General features: G+C 68.4%; 19 protein-coding genes, 1 tRNA gene and 1 pseudogene. 9 read left to right on the top strand and 12 right to left on the bottom strand.

Going from position 1 to position 18,678, the window contains the following annotated elements; genetic code table 11:
- Positions 1-168: 168 nt before the first annotated feature.
- Positions 169-495 (top strand): annotated as a pseudogene (locus tag FLX07_RS36745) (ADP-ribosylation/crystallin J1); the annotation flags it as partial.
- Positions 496-522: 27 nt separating this feature from the next.
- Positions 523-1,644: a HEAT repeat domain-containing protein gene (locus tag FLX07_RS38770; RefSeq protein WP_341874029.1), complete on the top strand. Its 1,122-nt coding sequence runs from the start codon at positions 523-525 to the stop codon at positions 1,642-1,644.
- A gap of 802 nt (positions 1,645-2,446) precedes the next feature.
- On the opposite strand, the gene FLX07_RS31760 is transcribed toward FLX07_RS38770, so the two are convergent.
- The 5 genes from FLX07_RS31760 to FLX07_RS31740 all read right to left on the bottom strand — a co-directional run bounded on the left by FLX07_RS31760 (position 2,447) and on the right by FLX07_RS31740 (position 7,651).
- Complete coding sequence (locus tag FLX07_RS31760; protein WP_142575378.1) at positions 2,447-4,090, bottom strand: phospholipase C; 1,644 nt, start codon at positions 4,088-4,090, stop codon at positions 2,447-2,449.
- A gap of 49 nt (positions 4,091-4,139) precedes the next feature.
- Complete coding sequence (gene efeB / locus FLX07_RS31755) at positions 4,140-5,375, bottom strand: iron uptake transporter deferrochelatase/peroxidase subunit (protein WP_142575429.1); 1,236 nt, start codon at positions 5,373-5,375, stop codon at positions 4,140-4,142.
- Positions 5,376-5,422: 47 nt separating this feature from the next.
- Positions 5,423-6,598 carry an EfeM/EfeO family lipoprotein gene (locus FLX07_RS31750; protein WP_189104992.1) on the bottom strand — a complete coding sequence of 392 codons (1,176 nt, stop codon included), beginning with the start codon at positions 6,596-6,598 and terminating at the stop codon, positions 5,423-5,425.
- A gap of 178 nt (positions 6,599-6,776) precedes the next feature.
- The gene (locus tag FLX07_RS31745; protein ID WP_373292566.1) at positions 6,777-6,947 is read right to left on the bottom strand and encodes a hypothetical protein; all 171 of its coding nucleotides are present in this window, start codon (positions 6,945-6,947) and stop codon (positions 6,777-6,779) included.
- A 440-nt stretch (positions 6,948-7,387) separates the two neighbouring features.
- Positions 7,388-7,651, bottom strand: a complete 264-nt coding sequence (locus FLX07_RS31740; RefSeq protein WP_142575376.1) for a hypothetical protein — start codon at positions 7,649-7,651, stop codon at positions 7,388-7,390.
- Positions 7,652-8,006: 355 nt separating this feature from the next.
- On the opposite strand from FLX07_RS31740, the gene FLX07_RS31735 reads away from it, so the two are divergent.
- On the top strand, positions 8,007-8,603 hold the full coding sequence (locus tag FLX07_RS31735; protein ID WP_142575375.1) for a hypothetical protein: 597 nt from the start codon (positions 8,007-8,009) through the stop codon (positions 8,601-8,603).
- A 144-nt stretch (positions 8,604-8,747) separates the two neighbouring features.
- Here FLX07_RS31735 and FLX07_RS31730 read toward each other — a convergent pair.
- Positions 8,748-8,820 (bottom strand) — tRNA-Arg (locus tag FLX07_RS31730).
- A gap of 159 nt (positions 8,821-8,979) precedes the next feature.
- Here FLX07_RS31730 and FLX07_RS31725 point away from each other — a divergent pair.
- Both FLX07_RS31725 and FLX07_RS31720 read left to right on the top strand, forming a co-directional pair.
- Complete coding sequence (locus FLX07_RS31725; protein WP_142575374.1) at positions 8,980-9,594, top strand: hypothetical protein; 615 nt, start codon at positions 8,980-8,982, stop codon at positions 9,592-9,594.
- 129 nt (positions 9,595-9,723) lie between these two features.
- A complete protein-coding gene (locus tag FLX07_RS31720; protein WP_142575373.1) occupies positions 9,724-10,851 on the top strand; it encodes a M15 family metallopeptidase in 1,128 nt (375 codons plus the stop codon).
- Positions 10,852-10,914: 63 nt separating this feature from the next.
- Here the strand turns inward: FLX07_RS31720 and FLX07_RS31715 are convergent, their stop codons facing one another.
- Complete coding sequence (locus FLX07_RS31715) at positions 10,915-11,265, bottom strand: DUF1801 domain-containing protein (RefSeq protein WP_142575372.1); 351 nt, start codon at positions 11,263-11,265, stop codon at positions 10,915-10,917.
- A gap of 119 nt (positions 11,266-11,384) precedes the next feature.
- Here FLX07_RS31715 and FLX07_RS31710 point away from each other — a divergent pair, with 119 nt between their 5' ends.
- Positions 11,385-11,837 carry a MarR family winged helix-turn-helix transcriptional regulator gene (locus FLX07_RS31710; RefSeq protein WP_229689766.1) on the top strand — a complete coding sequence of 151 codons (453 nt, stop codon included), beginning with the start codon at positions 11,385-11,387 and terminating at the stop codon, positions 11,835-11,837.
- A 29-nt stretch (positions 11,838-11,866) separates the two neighbouring features.
- On the opposite strand, the gene FLX07_RS31705 is transcribed toward FLX07_RS31710, so the two are convergent.
- The 5 genes from FLX07_RS31705 to FLX07_RS31685 form a co-directional block, all read right to left on the bottom strand.
- Positions 11,867-12,493, bottom strand: a complete 627-nt coding sequence (locus FLX07_RS31705) for an SAF domain-containing protein (protein WP_142575370.1) — start codon at positions 12,491-12,493, stop codon at positions 11,867-11,869.
- A gap of 6 nt (positions 12,494-12,499) precedes the next feature.
- Positions 12,500-13,306 (bottom strand): S-methyl-5'-thioadenosine phosphorylase, encoded by an 807-nt coding sequence (locus tag FLX07_RS31700; protein WP_142575369.1) that lies wholly within the window; start codon positions 13,304-13,306, stop codon positions 12,500-12,502.
- 62 nt (positions 13,307-13,368) lie between these two features.
- Positions 13,369-13,704, bottom strand: a complete 336-nt coding sequence (locus FLX07_RS38935; protein ID WP_142575368.1) for an FmdB family zinc ribbon protein — start codon at positions 13,702-13,704, stop codon at positions 13,369-13,371.
- Positions 13,705-13,957: 253 nt separating this feature from the next.
- Positions 13,958-15,463: a potassium/proton antiporter gene (locus FLX07_RS31690; RefSeq protein ID WP_142575367.1), complete on the bottom strand. Its 1,506-nt coding sequence runs from the start codon at positions 15,461-15,463 to the stop codon at positions 13,958-13,960.
- 47 nt (positions 15,464-15,510) lie between these two features.
- Positions 15,511-16,086: a 5-formyltetrahydrofolate cyclo-ligase gene (locus FLX07_RS31685; RefSeq protein ID WP_373292563.1), complete on the bottom strand. Its 576-nt coding sequence runs from the start codon at positions 16,084-16,086 to the stop codon at positions 15,511-15,513.
- 24 nt (positions 16,087-16,110) lie between these two features.
- Here FLX07_RS31685 and galU point away from each other — a divergent pair, with 24 nt between their 5' ends.
- The 3 genes from galU to moaC are packed head-to-tail and all read left to right on the top strand — an operon-like array spanning position 16,111 to position 18,678.
- A complete protein-coding gene (gene galU / locus FLX07_RS31680; protein ID WP_142575366.1) occupies positions 16,111-17,016 on the top strand; it encodes a UTP--glucose-1-phosphate uridylyltransferase GalU in 906 nt (301 codons plus the stop codon).
- 4 nt (positions 17,017-17,020) lie between these two features.
- A complete protein-coding gene (glp, locus tag FLX07_RS31675) occupies positions 17,021-18,205 on the top strand; it encodes a molybdotransferase-like divisome protein Glp (protein WP_142575365.1) in 1,185 nt (394 codons plus the stop codon).
- Positions 18,202-18,678 carry a cyclic pyranopterin monophosphate synthase MoaC gene (gene moaC / locus FLX07_RS31670; protein ID WP_142566122.1) on the top strand — a complete coding sequence of 159 codons (477 nt, stop codon included), beginning with the start codon at positions 18,202-18,204 and terminating at the stop codon, positions 18,676-18,678. Before glp ends, moaC begins: the two co-directional genes overlap by 4 nt.

Below are 18,678 nucleotides of genomic sequence, written 5' to 3'. Positions count from 1 at the left end.
CGCCGATGGCCTCACTGGTTCCTGCGTTTCGGGAGGCGCCCGGCGGGTCTGCCGGCCCCGAGGCGGTGCCGGGGATATTCAGTGGTCAGAGCCTGACAGGATCGCGAGACTCGGGTTTCGTGACCGAGGAGCAGAGCGGAGCGCGTACGGGCGGGCGGGCGGGCCGCCATGCGGTTGTGGCGCCCGGTGGGACCGGCGGAGTTGGCATTGGTGCGTGCGTCGGGGTGGCGGGCCTGGCCGCCTCGGCTGTCCGATCAGCCGATCTTCTATCCGGTGTTGAACGAGGCGTATGCGGTGAAGATCGCTCGTGACTGGAACGTCCCGGCGTCGGGAGCCGGTTTTGTGACGTGTTTTGAGCTCGATGCGGACTTCGCACGCCGCTATCCGGTGCGGCAGGCGGGCGGCCGGACCATCGTGGAGCTGTGGGTTCCGGCGGAGGAGCTGGAGGAGTTCAACGCTCATCTGGCGGGGACGATCCACGTGGTCCGTGAGTTTCACGCTCCCGGATATGGCCGGCTGGCGATGCGGGTCACCGCAGCCGCTGCCGGTCGGGAGCCGGCGGACGAGGTGCTGGCGATGTTGTCGGTCGCCGGGGCGAAGACCTGGATCGGGCTCGACCGGGCGCTGCGCACGCCCGCGGTGACGTACGGCGAGAATGCGACGAAAACCGGGCTGCTGGCGGACGAGGGGCTGTCGTCACTGGTGGCGGGCTGTTCCCGGGACGGGCGCCGAAGGGAGTCGGCGGTCGCGGGCCTGGCTACGGCCGCGGATGGGTTGCTGCTGCCCGTTCTGGTGCTGCGGACCGCCGATTGGGTGCCGCAGGTGCGTGAGCGGGCACGCAGGTCGCTGACCGCCGTGTTGAGGTCGGCGGATGCCTCGGCGTTGTTGGCGGCGGCGAGTGTCGCTGTGGCGATCGGATCGTGGGCGCGTGGTGGGCATGCCGTGGAAGCCGTTGCGGGGGCACTGCGTGCGGCGTCCGACGGCGTGCTGGCCTCGGCCCGTACGCCCCAGGACCTCGGGGTGCGGCGTCTGGCGTACCGGTTGTGGCTGGAGTCCGGCCGTTCCCGGCACGAGGAGATCATGCGTGCCGCCCTGAGCGAACAGGATTGGGTCTGCCGGCTCCTGTGCGCGGAATGGCTCGTGGCCGGTGCCGTCCGAGACCGGCGCGTCGACGTGCTGGAAGGGTTGCTGACAGAGGGAAGCGCGAAGGTCGGGATCGAGGCGCTCACCGCCCTTGTGAAGCTCGGCCGCCCCGAAACCGGTGTGGCCCATCTGGCTGATCGATTGGGGATGATGCGCGCCACCGCGCAGTGGGGGGTCCGCCGCACGGGCCGCAGTCCTGCCGCGATCTACCGGAGCGCCCTGGCCGCGGATTCGCCGATGGGCCGGGCTCGTGCGTTGGTCGCCGGCCTCGGCGAATGCGGCACGCATCAGGATGTGGACGTACTCCTGCCTTTTCTGGAACACCCGAGTCCCAGGGTGCGGGCGGAGACCGTACGCGCCGTCCGCCGCCTGGGCGGACCCCTCTCCAGGATCGCCGGAATGCTCGCCGATCCTGCCCCAGTGGTCGTCCGCGCGGTCAAGCAGGCACTGCGTAGCGAGCCCGACATCGTGCGAGGGCATACAGGTGGGGAAGGGGCATGACGTGCGGATTTGCGGTGGTTGGCGCATGTTCGGGAGTCGCTTCACCATCGGCTGACGGCTCGTGGCAGTGAGGGAGCGGCATGCGTCTGCTCATGCCGATGAGCCGATACGTCGGATCGCGTCGGTGTGTCATGATCGGGCACGATGAGCAGTGCGGGGAACTCCGATCCCGTTCTGTGTGCGGCTCGCCGGCACCACCTGAAGCGGGTGAACGATGTGCTTCGTCGCCCTGGCCTGTACGGCACGGATGAGAGTGCGGAACGCCTGCTGCTGGAGGCGGTGGCCGCTGTGGACGGGAGCCTGACACGGTGGTGGGCGGAGTGCGATCGACTACGCGAACGCGACGCGTTCGCCGCGACGGGCGTGATGGGCGCCTACAGCGACATCCTTCCCGCCGAGGCCTTGCGGGATGCCACGACTGTCCCTGAACACCGTCAAGCGGTACGCCCGCACCCGGCAGCCGGAGGCACTGCGCCGCGCTCCGCGCTACCGGCCCACCCTCGTCGATCCCTATCACCCTGCCGTATCACAACGGCCGAACCGAAGGCGTCAACACCCGAACAAAGAGAATCATGCGGCAGATGCACGGCCGGGCCCGGTTCGACCTCCTGCGCCACCGCATCCTGCTGCGATGAAGATCGCTAAAAGCCACCACCGATTACGGGACAGAGCCGAAGACCGTACAGTCCCTCGAACCAACCCTCAGGAGCGGCTGAACAAGGAGATTCGCCGTGGGCGGGGTCAGCAGAAGCTGACCCCGCCCACTTTGAGGTGTTTCATTTAGTGGTTCGTAGGCGTTCTGCTAGTTCTTGCGGTTGCCCTTCCCGTTACCGTGGACCTTTGACTCGGATGCGACCGTGCCGTTGGCGGCGAGGGTGAGGCGCATCGCCTGTCCCGGGGGCGCCTTGAAGTCGAACATGTTGTCCAGGTCTCCGGAGGTGGCGTCGGCGGAGACACCGCCGACCCTTCCGGTGTTCCAGTTGTCCTCGATGAACTTGAGGATGGAGGACTGGGTGGTCAGGGTGTGGTCGATGAAGTTCTTCTTCGCGTAGGGCGAGATCACCAGGAGCGGCTGGCGGGGGCCGGGGCCGCAGCGGTTGACCTGGCCGCCGATGTCGACAGTGGCGGCGTCGGTGCAGATTGCGGAGTTGCCGCTGGCGGCGCTGCCGTTGGTGATGGTGGCGGCGACGTGGTCGTACCAGCCGTCGGAGTCGTCGTAGGCGATCACGATCGCGGTGTCGGCCCAAGCGGGCGAGGCCTCGATGGCGTTGATTTCCTTGACGAGGGAGATCTGCTCGTCGACCGGGTTGGAGCTGCCGGGGTGTCCGTCCTGGGCGGCCGCGGCCTTCACGAAGGAGACCGCGGGGAGCTTGTTGGCGGCCAGCGCCTGGTAGAAGTAGCTGACGTCGTAGTTGTGGTTTGCCTGGCCGTCGTGGCCGACCTCGTCGAGCGAGGCGGGCAGGAGGTGGTGCGGGTTGGAGGTCGACTCGTAGTAGGCGAACGGCGCGTGGTGCGGCACATAGGCGCCGAGCGGGAAGTTCGCGTTCTCCGCGGTGATCGGAACCTGGGCGCCGCAGACGGCGTAGCCGGTCGGACTGTCGGCCGCGGTCGTGGTCGGCGTGAAGCCGTCCTGGAACCATCCCCAGCTGACGCCGCGGGAGTTGAGCAGGTCGCCGATGTTCTTGCCGGTCATCTTGGTGAGGTTGCCGGTCTTGGTGTGGTTGCTGTCGGCGCAGTCGTCGTAGAACGGGTCAGGGTCGCTCGTCACGGTCGTCGTGGTGGTTGAGGTCGGGACCCCGGTGACGGAGTTCACGCTGAGTGCGCCGGAGGTGTTGCCCGAGACCAGGTTGAGAGCGCCCGGCGTGGACGGGCCGAAGCCGGTGCTGAAGCTGTTGTCGCTCATGGCGTAGTTCTGGGCCAGGGTCCACAGCGCGGTCACAGTGTTGCCGTCGTAGTAGTCCATGACGATTCCGTCGGTGCCGTAGAGGGTGGACGGGCTGCAACTGCTGGTCTCGGTCTCCTCGACGAAGCGGTCCATCAGGCCGCCATCGAAGGCCTTCTGCTCACTGCCGTAGGAGTGGGACTGGTCACAAGTGAGCGCGTGCGCCGCGTCGAGACGCTGCGGGTTGAACGCGTTCGGGTTGTTGGTGAGCAGGTCCGGGTGGGAGATGTAGTTGTTCGGGATCGGCGTTCCCGCCTTGGCGGTGAACGTGGTGCCGTCGGTGTTGGCCGCATGCGGGTAGGTGCCGAAGTAGTGGTCGAAGGAGTTGTTCTCCTCGTAGATCACCACGACGTGCTTGATCGGGGTCGCAGTCTTGGCGGAATTGTCGGCCTTCGGTGCGGCGTCGGCTGACGTGGCGAGGTTAGCGACGCCGAACACGGTCGCGGCCAGGGCGGCAACCGACGCGGCCGCGACGGCGGCGCGTTTGTGACCGATGGAGCGCATTGCATGGTGCCTTTCGGGTTTCTTTTTGGTGGGTGCTTTGGCGGGCCGGTCAGTTCATCAGGGTCCGGCCGAGCCAGTCGTTGGAGTCGTGGGCACCGGGCAGCGCGAAGTAGTAGCCGCCGCCGAACGGGGATATGTAGTCGGTCAGGGCTTCATCGACCAGCCGCTGCTGCACGGCGGCGAACTGCCGCTTGATGTCCTGATTGAAGGTCGTGAAGATGAGGCCCATGTCGAGCTGGCCGTTGGTGTCGGTGCCGGCGTTGTAGTTGTAGCCGCGACGCAGCAACCGCGAAGAGTCCGTCGCGGGCGTGCGCGGGTTGGCGAGCCGGATGTGGGCGCCGGTGGGGATCGCGTCACCGTTCGGGTCGTTGAGGTAGTCCGGAGTGTCCGTCTCGTTGACTCCGGTCAGGGGCGCGCCGACGTCGCGGGAGCGGCCGATCATGTTCTCCTGCTCACGCAGCGGAACCCGGTCCCAGAACTCGACCAGCATGCGGATGAGCCGGACGACGTGGTAGCTGCCGCCCGCGGTCCAGGCGGGTTCGCTACCGTCGGTCGCGGCCCAGACCAGCCGTGCCATCTCGGCCGGGTCGTCGATGTTCGGGTTCGCGGTGCCGTCCTTGAACCCCATCAGGTTGCGGGGTGTTCCGGTCGGGCGAGGCGGGGAGATGAACCCGTCGGTCCGCCACCGGACGGCCATGCCGCCGCGGGTGGCGCGGGTGATGTCGCGCATGGCGTGGATCACGGTGTCGGCATGGTCGGCGCGCAACTGCAGCAGGAGGTCCCCGTCACACATGTCGCGGCGCAGCGCGTCATTCGGGAAGTCCGGCATCGTCACCAGCCGGGCCGGTTTCCGATCCGCCAACCCGTAACGGTCATCGAACAGGCTCGCGCCCACCGACAGCGTCACGGTCAGACCATCCGGGCTGATGTCGGGCCCCACGACGCCAGAGTCCGACGGCGGCGCCGTGATGCCGACCGACGGCGGCGCACCACCAGCAGCCAGAAATCGTGCCCGGCTAGTGACCGCCTGGAACAGCTCGGACAGCTCGGCACGATCGGCTGCGGTGACATCGAGCGCCAGGAATGCCGCTGCGGCTTGGGGCGGAGTGAGCACACCTTGCTGGTGCTCGCCGTGGAAGGCGAACCGCCCACCGGTAGGCGCGGCCGACGAGTCCGCAGCCGATGGCGCTGCGTCGGCGTGAACGGCCGCCGCACCTATCCCCGCGCCGAGGGCGGCGGTGCCGAGGCTCGCGCCGACCGCGCCCAAGAACCCACGCCGGCCCACCGTCCGCGTGGGGCCGGTTCCGCCCGTGCTGGCGTTCCGGTTCCGGGTCACTGGTCGGCCACCCTCGGGTCGGTGACCGCGGCGATCGGGGCGAGCAGCTCCACGGTGCGCTCCAAGTCGGCGTCGAGCGCTTCGCGCTGGGCGCGGTCCAGCGAATCCAACGCCCGCCAGGTACCGCCGGTCTTGTAGGAGGCAACCAAGGTCGCGGTGCGGGCCAGCCACGCGTCCGCGTCGCTCAGCCCGGCGTAGCGGGGTGTCACGAGGGGGCGGATCGGGTCGAGCACCGCGCGGGTCGCCTCGATATCGGCCGCAATCACCGCCAACCCGGTGTGCGAACCGGCGTCGTCGGCACCAGTGAGGGTGAACTGGATCGCGTCTTCCAAGATCTCATGCGAGCGCAGACCGAGGTCGATGGCGTTCACCGGCGTCTTGGCCAGCGTCGCCGTTAACGATCCGATATCGGCGATGAGCCGCGAGGCAACCGGCGCGGCGTCCGCGATCGGTCGATCGCTCCACAACAGCGCCTCGATCTTGCGCAGCCCATGCAGATCGGAGTCCTCCAGCGCCGAGCTACCGGCGGCTGGATCACCATCAATAGCGTCGGCCAGATCCCCGAACGCCCCGTAGGCCGCACCGAGGCGCGAGTAGTCCTGCTGGGCCGTCAGCCAAGCCGCCTGTGAGACAGCACGGTCGCCACTCACAATCGCTGTGGCGAGTCGTTGTGCGTCTCTCGCCAGTCCCTTGATACGGGAGCCGACCCACTCGTTGTAAGTGTGAGCGGCGGGAAGCAAATCCGCTCGGGTCACCACCTCGATGCCAGGAGTCGGGACAAGCCCAGCCGGGGAGTCACGCACCGTCACCACCGGCCCGGCGATCGGATCGTTACCAGCCGGCATACACACGAACCGGTACCGGCCGTCGGCGAGAGTGACCCGCAGGTGGTAGACCGAGCTCGGGCCCAGACCCTCAGCCTCGGCATACACCTTCCGGTCATCGGCCCCTTCGAGGTAGACCGCTTCACCGGCGATGGTGGAATTCGACACCGCGAAATCGAACGCGCCGCCGGTGGCCGGACCCGACCAGCCGTCACCACATGCATCGAAGCCGTTCACGACCGCTATCGCGCCCGCCGAAGGCGAAGAGGGCTCCCGACTTGAACCGAAGGTCCGCGACACGAACACCGCACTCACTGCAACGATCACGACCGCAACGATCACGGCCACAACCACCGACAGTCGCCGCCCGCCGGGTACGACAAAAACGGAAGAACGCACAGCAAGGACTCGCAGGGTAGACAGCGGCTAACGAACCGAACTTATGGCCACGCTTAGCAGCACAGTCGCATGACGCAAGAGTCTTCCCGCGAGATTCATGCTCAGTTCAGCGACACTGCTCAGAGTGTCAACAGATGTTCATTCGGGTGTTACTCGGCTGCTCAGCCTTGCCGTTGTCGCTGCGCCGGATCATGAGGATGCCGCCGGCATCTTTGGTGACCACGACGTTGACCGAGGGGACGAGACTGTCGGGCTTCGGGGCTCGAGGATCGTCGTAACAGTCGATCCGGCGTGCCATAGATCAGGACCCTGTCGGGCTGGCCTGGTCCCATACCTTCCGTAGCTGTCGACGTAGATGGTGATCATGTCACCACTGATGACCTGCGCAAGGCCCAATACGGGGCCATGTCCGCCGAGGTGTCGCACGCGTAAGTGTTGAGCAGCAACTGGTCGTTGCCGCGAGACCCCATGGCGACCTCGACCCCATCTCGGGCTGAACGGGCAAGTTGGGGCAATCTCGGCAACTTACCCTCGTCGACAGCTCCAATGACTGGCTTCTAGGCTTCGAGCGCATCGGCCCTGGCCAGTAGGTGCAGGCCAATGGCGTTTGATCGTGTGAGGCGGTGTTGCTGTAAAGCCCTCCGTCTCGGGTCGCTCTTGAAGCAGCTTCCTCGCGGCAGAAAAAAGAGCCGTTACATAGGTTCTGAGAGTTCAGCAACAGGGCCGATGTCCAGAGCGTCAACGAGCCCTTGTGTAGTGGGGGTGAGGTTCGTAGAGCGGCTGCGGAACGTAGGTCCAGTAGGGGCGAAGCTCAAGAAGCTCGTGAACGTAATCCCAAGCCTGCTTCGCACTCATCGGACCAATAACCGCCGAGTCCGCTTCCTCATCCACTTCACGAGGTGTTACCTCGATCACCCAGTCTTCTGACCACTCGGTCGGCAAGTCCTCAAAGCAGTGATTTTCCTCCGCCGCCTCCGCTCGAACCGGATAGTCAAACGCCATCTCGTACCCTCCGTTTCTATAAAGAGGCATCGTAAGCCGCAGGCCTGAATCCTGTCTCAGAAATCCATCACACAAAATTTCGATTCATCATGGGCTTCGAGGCTGTGGATACCCGCCCAATGGCAAGCGTGGGTCAGTCATCCGGTGGCAAGCGGCCCGATCCGCAGGGCCGCCAGGCCCGAGGATCGGAAGCCGCGCGGCAGCGACCGCCCCAACTATTACGGCGGGAACCGAAGTGGGCGATCGTCACGACCTAAACCCGTCTACTCATCACCATAAGTGACGAAGATCATCGGTTTAGCTACATTGCTGTCAGCTCCCTGAGGCGGGCTCCGAGGGTGAGATGAGGTACGGCGTGACTGAATGTCTGACGAGTTTCGTAGATGAGGTCAAGGATCTCTACGGGAACTTCGACATCGTGGACGGCGACAGCGGTGACGATCTGACCGTGTCGTCGCCGACGGAAGCGCGAGAGGATTACTGGTGGATCGAGACTGATGAGAAGTTCTTCCTTCGTAGTGCGGATAGGGAAGGCGGCGTCTACGTGCGGTTCGAATTGTGGAGCGGCCCGCCCCCGAAGGTCGATCCCTCCTGGAAGCGCTCGTGGAGCGGCCGGGTGCGCGTGCCATCAGGCAAGGTGCAAGCTCGCGAGTACCTCGGGAGCGACAACCATAAGACGTTCGACCTGGGATGCGCTGATGTCGAGTGGTCGGTCGAAGTGCACGCGAAGACGCTAGGAAACGACGTCGATCCGGACTTCCCGCCTGACATCTTTCGGGTAGAGCTGTTCAAGCTGCGCTTCTGGCGGTACGACCCCTGTCCACCTGCGCATATCCCGGCCCCATCCGATCATGACAGCCGGCCGTCTCGCTGTGGTCGCACGCTGGCGTTTCGGCAGCCGAGGTGGCTCAACGGGCGGGGCACAGCGTGCCTCTTCGCATGCGCGGCCTGACCGGGGGAAACATCTGCGAGATCATTTCACGTATATTTCGCGATCATTGACATGCAGCTGCCTACAGCTGCATCTCGCTGCGCATGATCGCCGGGCGGCTACAGAGAAACCCCAGGTGAGGGGCTGTTTGATCTGATCAAAGAGTGCCCCCGGCAGGATTCGAACCTGCGGCACCCGCTTTAGGAGAGCGGTGCTCTATCCCCTGAGCTACGGAGGCGCACGACGTGCATCAGTAAGCCTAGCGAAAGGTTGGGCCCGCTCGCGCCTCCCCCGGGGGTGTCGTTTCGAGGCAGTCGGTTATCAGCAGGCTGACCTGCGGTAAAGGCATGGCAAGTGGTCGTACGCGACCTGGGGAGGCTGGTTACCGTCGCTCGACGTGACGGTAACGCGACGTGGATCCGCGCGCGGGCTGCGATCGGGGGTGCTCGTCGCGGCGCTGCTCGTGCCGGCGATCCTTGCCTCGGGCATGCTCATGGCCCACTTCGCCGGCTACGGGGAACGTGCGCGGAGCGACTTCTCACGCGATGCGGCCGTACGCGCGGCTGCGGCGGGGACGGCGGACGAGCAAGGCGCCGGAGAGCGCGGGACCACGGGAGAAGGCGCCGGAGCGCCCGGGACCATGGGAGACCGGACTCTCGCTGAAACTCCCAGTGGGCGGCCGACCGTGCTGCCGAATCTCGCGGATGGCCGGGAGGTCCGGAGGGCCGACGTGGTTCCGATGGTGGGGACGGTGCGCAAGCCCCTCCTGAACCCGACCCCGGTGCCCGAGCCATCCGGCCCCGCGCGTCTCTACGAGGGCCTCGTACGGATCCTGCCGATCGCCCCACCCGTGCGTGAGATCGTCCACGGGGACGCGCCGAAGGTGAACAGGCCGGTGGAGAAGCCGGAGCCTCGCGAGGTGACGACCTTCAGGTGCGAGCCGGAGTGGAAGGACACGTGGCTGTGGGAGCTCTGCCGCGAACGTGAGGGCCACCCCGAAGGCGGGCGATGACCCCGGAAGCGCGCAAATGCGACGTGACCGGTCAATAGCACTTAGTGAACCGGGGCTCGGGGACAGAGGGCGCTGTAGTAACGTGCGTCCCTGACCCAGGTCACGAGTTCGCAAACGGGGGAGTCAAACGTGCCATCTCCTCGATCAGCCAGGCTGATCGCGGTCGTCACGGTGATGACTTCGCTGGCCGTCTCCGCGCCGTACGAACCGGTCGCGGCGGCCTTGGCCGACACCACGACCACGAATGCCGGCACGGAGGCCGCCGGAGGCGCCCAGACGGGCGTGCTCGGCAAGGAGCCCACCACGCTGACCGAGCTGCGGCGAGAGGCACAGAAGGCGTACAAGTCCATCGAGGACGCGAACAGGGCACTGGTGGCGCGCCAGAAGAAGTTCGGCACCGTCGAGAAGGAGCTGGCGACCAAGCTGCAGAGTCTCCAGCAGGCCACGGCGGAGCTCAACAAACTACGCAAGCCGCTGTCCGACCTCGCCTCCTCCATGTACCAGGACCCCTCGCTCGACGGACTCAGCCCGTTCTTCAGGGCGGGAAACGGCACGGAGACGCTCCGGAGGATCGCCGACCTCGATCACCTTGTCGCCGGGCGGAACAATGTGCTCGGCGACGCGGTGAAGTTGCTGGAACGGCAGCAGAAGCTCGCGCAGGAGGCGCAGGAACTCCGGGCGGCCAGCCTCCTGCAGGAGGCGCAGCTGAGCGCCCAGGTCACCGCGCTGCGCAAACGCTCCTCCACCCTGGTCCGGTCGCTGACCAAGGCGTTGATCAAGCTCGGCGTGAAGATCGGCAACGGAACGAAGGGGGCGGGCGGCTGTGACCCCACCAGGATCGGTCAGGCGGCGCAGTACCCGAACGGCCTGCTGCCCAAGACCATCCTGTGCCCCCTGCCGCAGGCCGGAGAGGAACTGCGGGCGGACGCGGCGATCGCCTTCGCCGATCTCAACATCGCCTACAAGAAGCGCTTCGGCGCCTCGATGTGCATCTCCGACAGCTATCGCAACCTGGGTGAGCAGCAGTCGATCTACTATCAGCGGCCCGGTTTCGCGGCCACTCCGGGCAAGAGCAACCACGGTCTGGGGCTCGCCGTCGACCTGTGCGGCGGAGTGCAGAGCTTCCGCTCTGTTCAGTTCAACTGGCTGGAGGCCAACAGCAAGCGGTATGGCTGGATCCACCCCGACTGGTCGTATCACAGCCCCTTCGAGCCCTGGCACTGGGAGTACGACCCCCAGCTCGGCTCGCTCCTGTGACAGGTACGCGCGGGCCGGGCCGAGGGGCCCGTCGCGCGCTCTGGGTGAGGAGAACGGGCCGCGTCAGTTGGCGTCGAGGTGGACGGCCTGACCGATGTAGTTGCGCAGCGCGGCCTCGTTCATCCCGTCCCGCGTCTTGATCTTGACGTGGCGGGTCTTCTTGCCCACTCCCTCCAGGAGGCCGTGAGCGTCGGACATCTCCGCGCCCCGTTCGAAGGCGAAGGTGAGATGGGTCTTGCTCTGACTGATGACGGCGAGGATCTTCTTGCCCCGCCAGGCAGGCGAGCCGTACGTGAGGCATTCGACGGCCTCGGGCGCCTCTTCGGCCACAAGGGTGCGCAGGGCCGCAACGATCTCGCGGTATTTCGGATCGAGCTTCGTCTCGACATAGGTGTCGATCTCGCTGCCGGTCATGGCCGTGATCTCCTCGCTGCCCGTTCTCCTGGGCGGGGGTGCGCGTGCTGGCGCCACACTATGATCAAGATTATTGATAGTCAATGATCGTGACTAATTTGGCGAGAAGACGGTGGAGCGTGGAGGTTCCTGACATCGGCGTGCTGGCCGGCCAGTTGATGCGTGCTGTCCAGGAGGAGCTGTTCGAGACCCTCGCCGAGCAGGGGCACCCCGATGTGCATCCCCGGCACGAGACGGTGCTGGCGTTCCTCGATCCGGAAGGCGTGCGCGCGACGGACCTGGCGGCTCGGTCGGGCCAGCACAAGCAGATCATCGGCACGATCCTCGACGAGCTTGTCAGGCTCGGCTACGTCACCCGCGAGCCCGATCCCGCCGATCGCCGCGCCAAGCTCATCGTCCCCACCGAGCGCGGCATCGACGAGATCGCCAAAGCGCGCGCCATCCTCACCGCCGCCGAGGAGCGGCACGAACGAAGCCTCGGTGCCGAGCGCTACGCGGGGTTCAAGGAGATGCTCCAGCAGGTCACGCGTGACCAGCAGGCCTGGCGGCAGGCCGGGCCGAGCACCGCCTGATCAGCGTCCTCCGCCGTGGACAAGGCCGATCAGTGCGGGTGAATGGTCACGGAGAGCCTGCCCTGTGCCTGGGCCTGGGCGAGCTGAGCCGCCTGCCCGGGGGTCGTGGCCAGCACGAGCAGCGCGCCCCCGTCCGTACGGCCCGGTGGCCGGGCGATCACCCGCACCTCCTGCGCGACCAGCCGGGCCTGGAAAGGGCCGTCCTCGAAGGCCGCCAGGATGTCGATCACGTCTCCAGGCGACAGGAGGCGGGCGGCGTCGGGATCGGTGATCCTGACCGGCGTCGCGACCATCCCCGGCTCAGCGGCCGAAACCCCCGCCTGCCCGGTCAAGGTCTGGCGGAACAGGCCCGGGCCGAGCAGCCGTGCGTCGGTGAGAGGTTCGCCTCGGCGCAACGGACCGGCGAGCAGACGGCCCGAGACGGGAGCGCCGGGCACGTACGCCCCGGCGGGCACCGTGTCGGGCGGAAGCCGCACGACCACCACGTCGGAGGCGGTCAGTCGGCCTCCGGCGAGGTCGCGGGCGGCGGCGAGGACCTCCACCCCGTCAGGGGTACGGACGGCCAGCAGCACGCAGGCCACCGCCAGACCGGCGAGGACGGCGGCGATCGGGCGGCGACGGCGCGCCGCCAGCCGCCTCAGATCACGCGTGACCATCTCGCGTCAGGGGAGCTCGATCGGCAGCTTGATCCCGTCGAGGGCGTTGCCGCAGGAGCAGGGGCGCTCCTCCGGAAGGGCCTCGACGACCTGTGCGACCAGAGTGCGCATCCGCTCCACGTTGGCGGCGAAGAAGGCGAGGACCTCGTCGTGGGTGACCCCCTCACCGGCCTCCACGCCGGCGTCGTGGTCGGTCACGAGGGCGAGCGTCGTGTAGCAGAGGGCGAGCTCGCGGGCGAGCACGGCCTCGGGGTGCCCGGTCATGCCGATGATCGACCAGCCCGCGCCCGCGAACCACTTCGACTCGGCCCGGGTGGAGAAGCGGGGTCCCTCGACCACGACCAGAGTGCCGCCGTCGACCGTGTCCCAGCCCGTCTCGCCCGCCGTGGCCACGGCGGCCGCCCGGCCGGAGGGGCAGTAGGGGTCGGAGAACGACACGTGCACGGCCCCGCCCGCGTCGTAGTAGGTCTGCTCGCGGCTCTGCGTGCGGTCCACGAGCTGGTCGGGGATCACGAGGGCGCCGGGGCCGATCTCCGTGCGCAGTGACCCGACCGCACTGGGCGCGAGCACCTGGCGGACGCCGAGAGAACGCAGGGCCCACATGTTCGCCCGATAGGGGATGCGGTGCGGAGGAAAGGTGTGGCCGCGGCCGTGCCGTGGGACGAACGCGACGGTCCGCTCGCCGATGCGGCCCACGGTGATCGAGTCACTCGGCGGGCCGTACGGCGTCGTCACGTCGATCTCTTCGGCGTCCTCCAGCAGGGAGTAGAACCCCGAACCGCCGATGACCCCGATGTCTGCGTGATTGACCATGGGCCGACACTAGCGAACGGCGCCGCACACCCGCCGCGTGCCGCCGACCCCTGTGGATAACCTCAGGCGGCGGCGGTGGAGCCGGACGACGACGTGCTCGGCGACGTGCTCGGCGAGGAGGTGCTCGACGAGCTCGTGGAGGTCGCGGGCTCCTTCTTCCCCGAGTCGCCGGACGACTTCGAGGACGTCGTCGTGGTGGACGTGGTCGTCGACGAGGTCGACGAACGGCTGTCGGTCCGGTAGAAGCCAGAGCCCTTGAACACGATGCCAACGGCGGAGAAGACCTTGCGCAGCTTGCCCTGACAGGCCGGGCACTCCGTGAGCGGGTCGTCAGAGAACTTCTGGACGGCCTCCAGCTGCTCACCGCAAGCGGTACAGGCGTACTGGTAGGTAGGCACTCGCTCCTCCTGAGACTGGCACTCGACCGGGTCGATTGCTAATGGTAAGCAGTCAACAAGCCCAAACGCCACTCCAGCCCGGTTTATTGCCCCGTGCCGTCCCATTCGCTCACCCCGCGATCCGCCCGGCCGGCTGGCTGGCCTCAGGACAACCGCCCGGCGGCCTGCCTCAGGACAGCGACGCGCGCGACCACTGGACCACGACGCGCGCGACCTCAAAACGACGATGGCGCGCGACCACGGGGGACGGCGGTCAGCCGCCGCGTTCGCCGTACCAGCCTGCCAGCTTGCCGCGGCGGCTGATGGCGCGCAGGCGGCGTTCGACCGTCTCGCGCTGGGCGGCCGTGGTGACCACGAGGAGCTGGTCGCCCGCCAGCAGCCGGGTCGTCTGCGTGGGTACGAACGACTGCTCGTTGCGCACGACGAGCGTGACCATGGCGTTCGCGGGCAACCGGAGCTCGAAGATCTCCACGCCGTGCATGAGCGAGCCGGTCGGAATGCGGACCTGGAGCAGGTCGGCGTTCAGCTCCTCCAGCGGCGCGGCCTCCACGTCGAGGTCGCGGGCCTCGCCCTCCGCCGCCAGGCCGAGCAGCCTGGCGAGGTACGGCAGCGTGGGCCCCTGGAGGATCGTGAACACGATGACGATGATGAAGACGTCGTTGAACAGGCCCTTCGCCCCCGGCAGGCCGGCGGCCCAGGGGATCGCGGCCAGCACGATGGGCACCGCGCCGCGCAGCCCGGCCCAGGACAGGAACGCCTGCTCGCGCCACGACAGCGAGCCGAGCCGCAGGAGGCGCACCACCGCGCCGGACACCAGCACGGACGCCGGGCGGGCGAGCAGGACCAGCAGCAGGCCCGACACCAGGGCCGGGACGAGCACGCCGGGCAGTTCGCTCGGATCCGCGAGCATGCCGAGCATGACGAACAGCCCGATCTGGGCGAGCCAGGCGGCGCCCTCCGCGAAGCCGCGCGTGGCGGCGCGGTGGGGGAGCTTGGCGTTGCCCAGGATCAGCGTGGTCAGGTAGACCGCGAGGAAGCCGCTGCCGTGCAGCAGCGTGGCCCCGCTGTAGGTGACGAACGCCAGCGCCAGCACCGCGATCGGGTAGAGGCCGGAGGCGGGCAGCGCGACCCGGCGCAGCGCGTACACCCCCGCCGGGCCCACGGCGAGGCCGACGGCCGTGCCGATGGCCAGCTCGACGGCGGTCTCCAGCAGGATGTGCGGCAGCGAGAGGGTCAGCGACGAGCCGGCGCTCAGCATGATCACGAGGATGACGGTCGGGGCGTCGTTGAAGCCCGACTCGGCCTCCAGGATCCCGGCGAGCCGGGGCGGCAGCGGCAGCCGTCTCAGCACGGAGAACACGGCCGCCGCGTCGGTCGACGCCAGGAACGCGCCGAGCAGCAGCGCCATCCGCCACTCCATGCCGAGCAGGACGGCGACGGTCGCCGCGAGCACGACGACGCTGACCGCGATCCCGACCGTGGCGAGCACGAGCGCGGTCGGCACGCCGTCGCGTACGTGCTTCCAGTTGGTGGTGAGACCGCCCTCGGCGAGGATCACGGCGAGAGCGATCATGCCGAGCTGCTGGGCCGTCTGGGCGTTGTCGAAGTTGATGCCGACGATGCCGCCCTCGCCGAGCAGCAGGCCGAGGCCGAGATAGAGGAGCAGCGAGGGAAGGCCGGTGCGGTGCGCGATCCGTACGGATGCGATGGCCGCGATGACGACGGCGGCGGACAGGAGCAGCCAGATGTTCAGACCCATCCGCTCCCTTCGTCGTCGTTATCCTGCGATCGACGCAAACAATCTTGTCATATCTGCACTAATCGGGCGATTCCGCTCGGGAGGGCGGCGAAGCGTACGCGCTGGTCGTGGGGCTCTGCGGGAACCCCTTCCATCAGCTCGCCCTCGTGCAGAAGTGCCACCGTCGGCACGTTCGGCCCGACGCGGGCGAGCGCTCGGTCGTAGAAGCCGCCGCCGCGGCCGAGCCGCACGCCGGTGACCCGGTCCACGGCCAGGGCCGGCGCGATGACCAGCGCGGCGGTGCGGATCGCGTCGACGCCGCGCCGGACGTCCACCGGTTCCATGATCCCGTTGGGGCCGGGCGCCAGCGAGTCCGGGCCGTCGTACACCGCCCAGTCGAGGTCGCCGTCGGGGCGCTGCACCGGCAGCATCACCGTGGTGCCGTGCTTCCACAGGGCGAGGATCAGCCCCTGCGTGGCCGGCTCGGCGCCGGTGGACCAGTAGCAGGCCACCAGCCCCGCCATCTGCACCCACGGCTGGTCGAGAAGTAACTCCCTGATGGCCGCCGACGACTCGCGCAGCGTCCCCGGATCGAGTTCCGACCGGTCGCGCAGGATACGCCGACGCAGGTTCATCTTGTCCAAAGACTGCTCCGTTAGTGTCTACTCATGGCTGACTTCGATCCCGTGACCAAAGCCGTCGTGCCCGCCGCGGGTCTCGGCACCCGCTTCCTTCCCGCGACGAAGGCGACCCCCAAGGAGATGCTGCCCATCGTCGACAAGCCGGCCATCCAGTACGTGGTGGAGGAGGCCGTCTCCGCCGGGCTGCTCGACGTCCTCATGGTGACCGGCCGCAACAAGCGCTCGATCGAGGACCACTTCGACGTAGCGTACGAGTTGGAGGACGCTCTGCGCGCCAAGGGCGACGAGGAGCGGCTCAACCAGGTGAAGGAGCCCGTCGACCTCGCCACCATGCACTACGTGCGGCAGGGCGAGCCCAAGGGTCTCGGCCATGCCGTCCTGTGCGCCAAGCAGCACGTCGGCCACGAGCCGTTCGCCTGCCTGCTCGGCGACGACATCATCGACCCCCGCGACCCGCTGCTCAAGCGCATGATCGAGGTGCGCGCGACCTACGGCGGCAGCGTCGTCGCACTCTTGGAGGTGCCGCGCGAGCACATCTCCCTGTACGGCGCCGCCGCCATCGAGCCGACCGACGAGGACGACGTCGTCCGGGTCACCGACCTCGTGGAGAAGCCCCCGGCCGACGAGGCGCCCTCGAACTGGGCCATCATCGGCCGCTACGTGATCGACCCCGCCGTGTTCGGCGTGCTGGAGCGCACCCCGCCCGGGCGCGGCGGTGAGATCCAGCTCACCGACGCCCTGCGCACCCTGGCCTCGACGGGCCCGGAGGAGGGCGGTCCGGTGCACGGCGTGCTGTTCCGCGGCCGTCGCTACGACACCGGCAACAAGCTGGAGTATCTGCAGACCATGGTGCAGTTCGCCGCGAACCGGGACGACCTCGCCCCCGAGTTCCTGCCCTGGCTGCGGGAGTTCCTCGACAAGACCGGACAGTGAGCCGATGAAGTCCGTCGACCGCCATCTCGCCGGCATCCTCGCCGCGGTGCGCCCGCTCGCACCGCTGGAGGTCGAGATCGAGGCCGCCCTCGGCGCCGTGCTGGCCGAGGACGTCGCCTCGCCCGTCCCGCTCCCGCCGTTCGACAACTCGGCGATGGACGGCTACGCCGTACGGGCCGAGGACGTGGCCGCCGCCCCCGTCACACTGCCGGTGATCGGGGACGTGGCGGCGGGGGACGGCGGGCTGAACGCCATCGGCCCCGGCCTGGTCACCCGGATCATGACCGGGGCGCCGATGCCCGCCGGCGCCGACGCCGTCGTCCCGGTGGAGTGGACCGACGGCGGCACCGCCCGCGTACGGATCGACAGGCCGGCGTCGCCGGGCAACGCGATCCGGCGGGCGGGCGAGGACGTGCGGGCGGGCGACGTGGTGCTCCGCGAAGGCGCCAGGATCGGGCCCGCCCAGATCGGGATCCTCGCCGGGGTCGGCCGGCGCCGGGTGCTGGTGCGCCCCAAACCGAGGGTGGTCGTGCTGTCCACGGGCGCCGAGCTCACCGAGCCCGGCACCCCGCTGGGCGCGGGCCGCATCTGGGAGTCCAACAGCTTCATGCTCGCCGCGGCCGTACGCGAGGCCGGGGCGGAGGGGTTCCGGGCCGGTTCGGTGACCGACGATCCCAAGGAGTTCATGGACACGCTGGACGCCCAGCTCGTGCGGGCCGACGCCGTGATCACCAGTGGCGGCGTCTCGATGGGGGCGTACGAGCCGGTCAAGGAGGCCCTGTCCCCACTGGGCACGGTGACCTTCGAGAAGGTCGCCATGCAGCCGGGCATGCCGCAGGGCTTCGGCGTCGTGGGGCCCGACCGCGTGCCGATCTTCACGCTGCCGGGCAATCCGGTCTCGTCGTTCGTCTCGTTCGTGCTCTTCGTCAAGCCCGCACTGCGGGCGATGCAGGGTCTCCCGGCCGGGCCGCCCCCGACCGTACGGGCCGTGGTGACCGCGCCGCTGCGCTCTCCCGAGGGAAAGCGGTCATATCTGCGGTCCATGCTGAACGGACAGACCGTCGCGCCGGTGACCCGGCAGGGCTCGCACCAGCTCGCGGCGCTGGCCGGGGCGAACGCGTTGATCGTGGTGCCGGAGGACGTGACCTCGCTGCCCGAGGGCGCCGAGGTGGAGGTGATACCGCTATGAAGTTGACTCATGTGGACGAGTCGGGCGCCGCGCGGATGGTGGACGTCTCCGAAAAGGACGTCAGCGCGCGTACGTCCGTCGCGACGGGCCGGGTGCTGCTGTCGCCGGAGGCGGTGGCCGTGCTCCGCGCGGGCGACGTGCCCAAGGGCGACGCGCTCGGCGTGGCGCGGATCGCTGGGATCATGGGCGCCAAGCGCACTCCCGACCTCGTGCCGCTGTGCCACCCGATCGCCCTGACCGGCGTGAAGGTGGACCTGGCCGTCGTGGACGAGGGGGTGGAGATCACCGCCCGGGTCCGTACGGCCGACAGGACCGGCGTCGAGATGGAGGCGCTCACGGCCGTCACCGTCGCGGCGCTCGCGCTGGTGGACATGGTCAAGGCGGTGGACCCGGCGGCGGTGATCACCGATGTCCGGGTCGAGGAGAAGACGGGTGGCAAGACGGGCCACTGGACCCGGTCCGGACAGGAGTGA

It is taken from the genome of Microbispora bryophytorum, assembly GCF_006874465.1.
Classification (GTDB): Bacteria; Actinomycetota; Actinomycetes; order Streptosporangiales; family Streptosporangiaceae; genus Microbispora; species Microbispora bryophytorum.
The sequence above is the reverse complement of the archived record's forward strand: the minus strand, read 5'-3'. Positions and strand labels throughout refer to the sequence as shown.

Excerpts from the sequence above, each read along its gene's own strand:
- FLX07_RS31705 (WP_142575370.1), bottom strand. The coding sequence starts at position 12,493 with ATGGTCACGCGTGATCTGAGGCGGCTGGCGGCGCGCCGTCGCCGCCCG.
- FLX07_RS31690 (WP_142575367.1), bottom strand. The coding sequence starts at position 15,463 with ATGGGTCTGAACATCTGGCTGCTCCTGTCCGCCGCCGTCGTCATCGCG.
- moaC (WP_142566122.1), top strand. The coding sequence starts at position 18,202 with ATGAAGTTGACTCATGTGGACGAGTCGGGCGCCGCGCGGATGGTGGAC.
- FLX07_RS38770 (WP_341874029.1), top strand. The coding sequence starts at position 523 with ATGCGGGTCACCGCAGCCGCTGCCGGTCGGGAGCCGGCGGACGAGGTG.
- FLX07_RS31740 (WP_142575376.1), bottom strand. The coding sequence starts at position 7,651 with ATGGCGTTTGACTATCCGGTTCGAGCGGAGGCGGCGGAGGAAAATCAC.
- glp (WP_142575365.1), top strand. The coding sequence starts at position 17,021 with ATGAAGTCCGTCGACCGCCATCTCGCCGGCATCCTCGCCGCGGTGCGC.
- galU (WP_142575366.1), top strand. The coding sequence starts at position 16,111 with ATGGCTGACTTCGATCCCGTGACCAAAGCCGTCGTGCCCGCCGCGGGT.
- FLX07_RS31700 (WP_142575369.1), bottom strand. The coding sequence starts at position 13,306 with ATGGTCAATCACGCAGACATCGGGGTCATCGGCGGTTCGGGGTTCTAC.
- FLX07_RS31760 (WP_142575378.1), bottom strand. The coding sequence starts at position 4,090 with ATGCGCTCCATCGGTCACAAACGCGCCGCCGTCGCGGCCGCGTCGGTT.
- FLX07_RS31715 (WP_142575372.1), bottom strand. The coding sequence starts at position 11,265 with ATGACCGGCAGCGAGATCGACACCTATGTCGAGACGAAGCTCGATCCG.
- FLX07_RS31745 (WP_373292566.1), bottom strand. The coding sequence starts at position 6,947 with ATGGCACGCCGGATCGACTGTTACGACGATCCTCGAGCCCCGAAGCCC.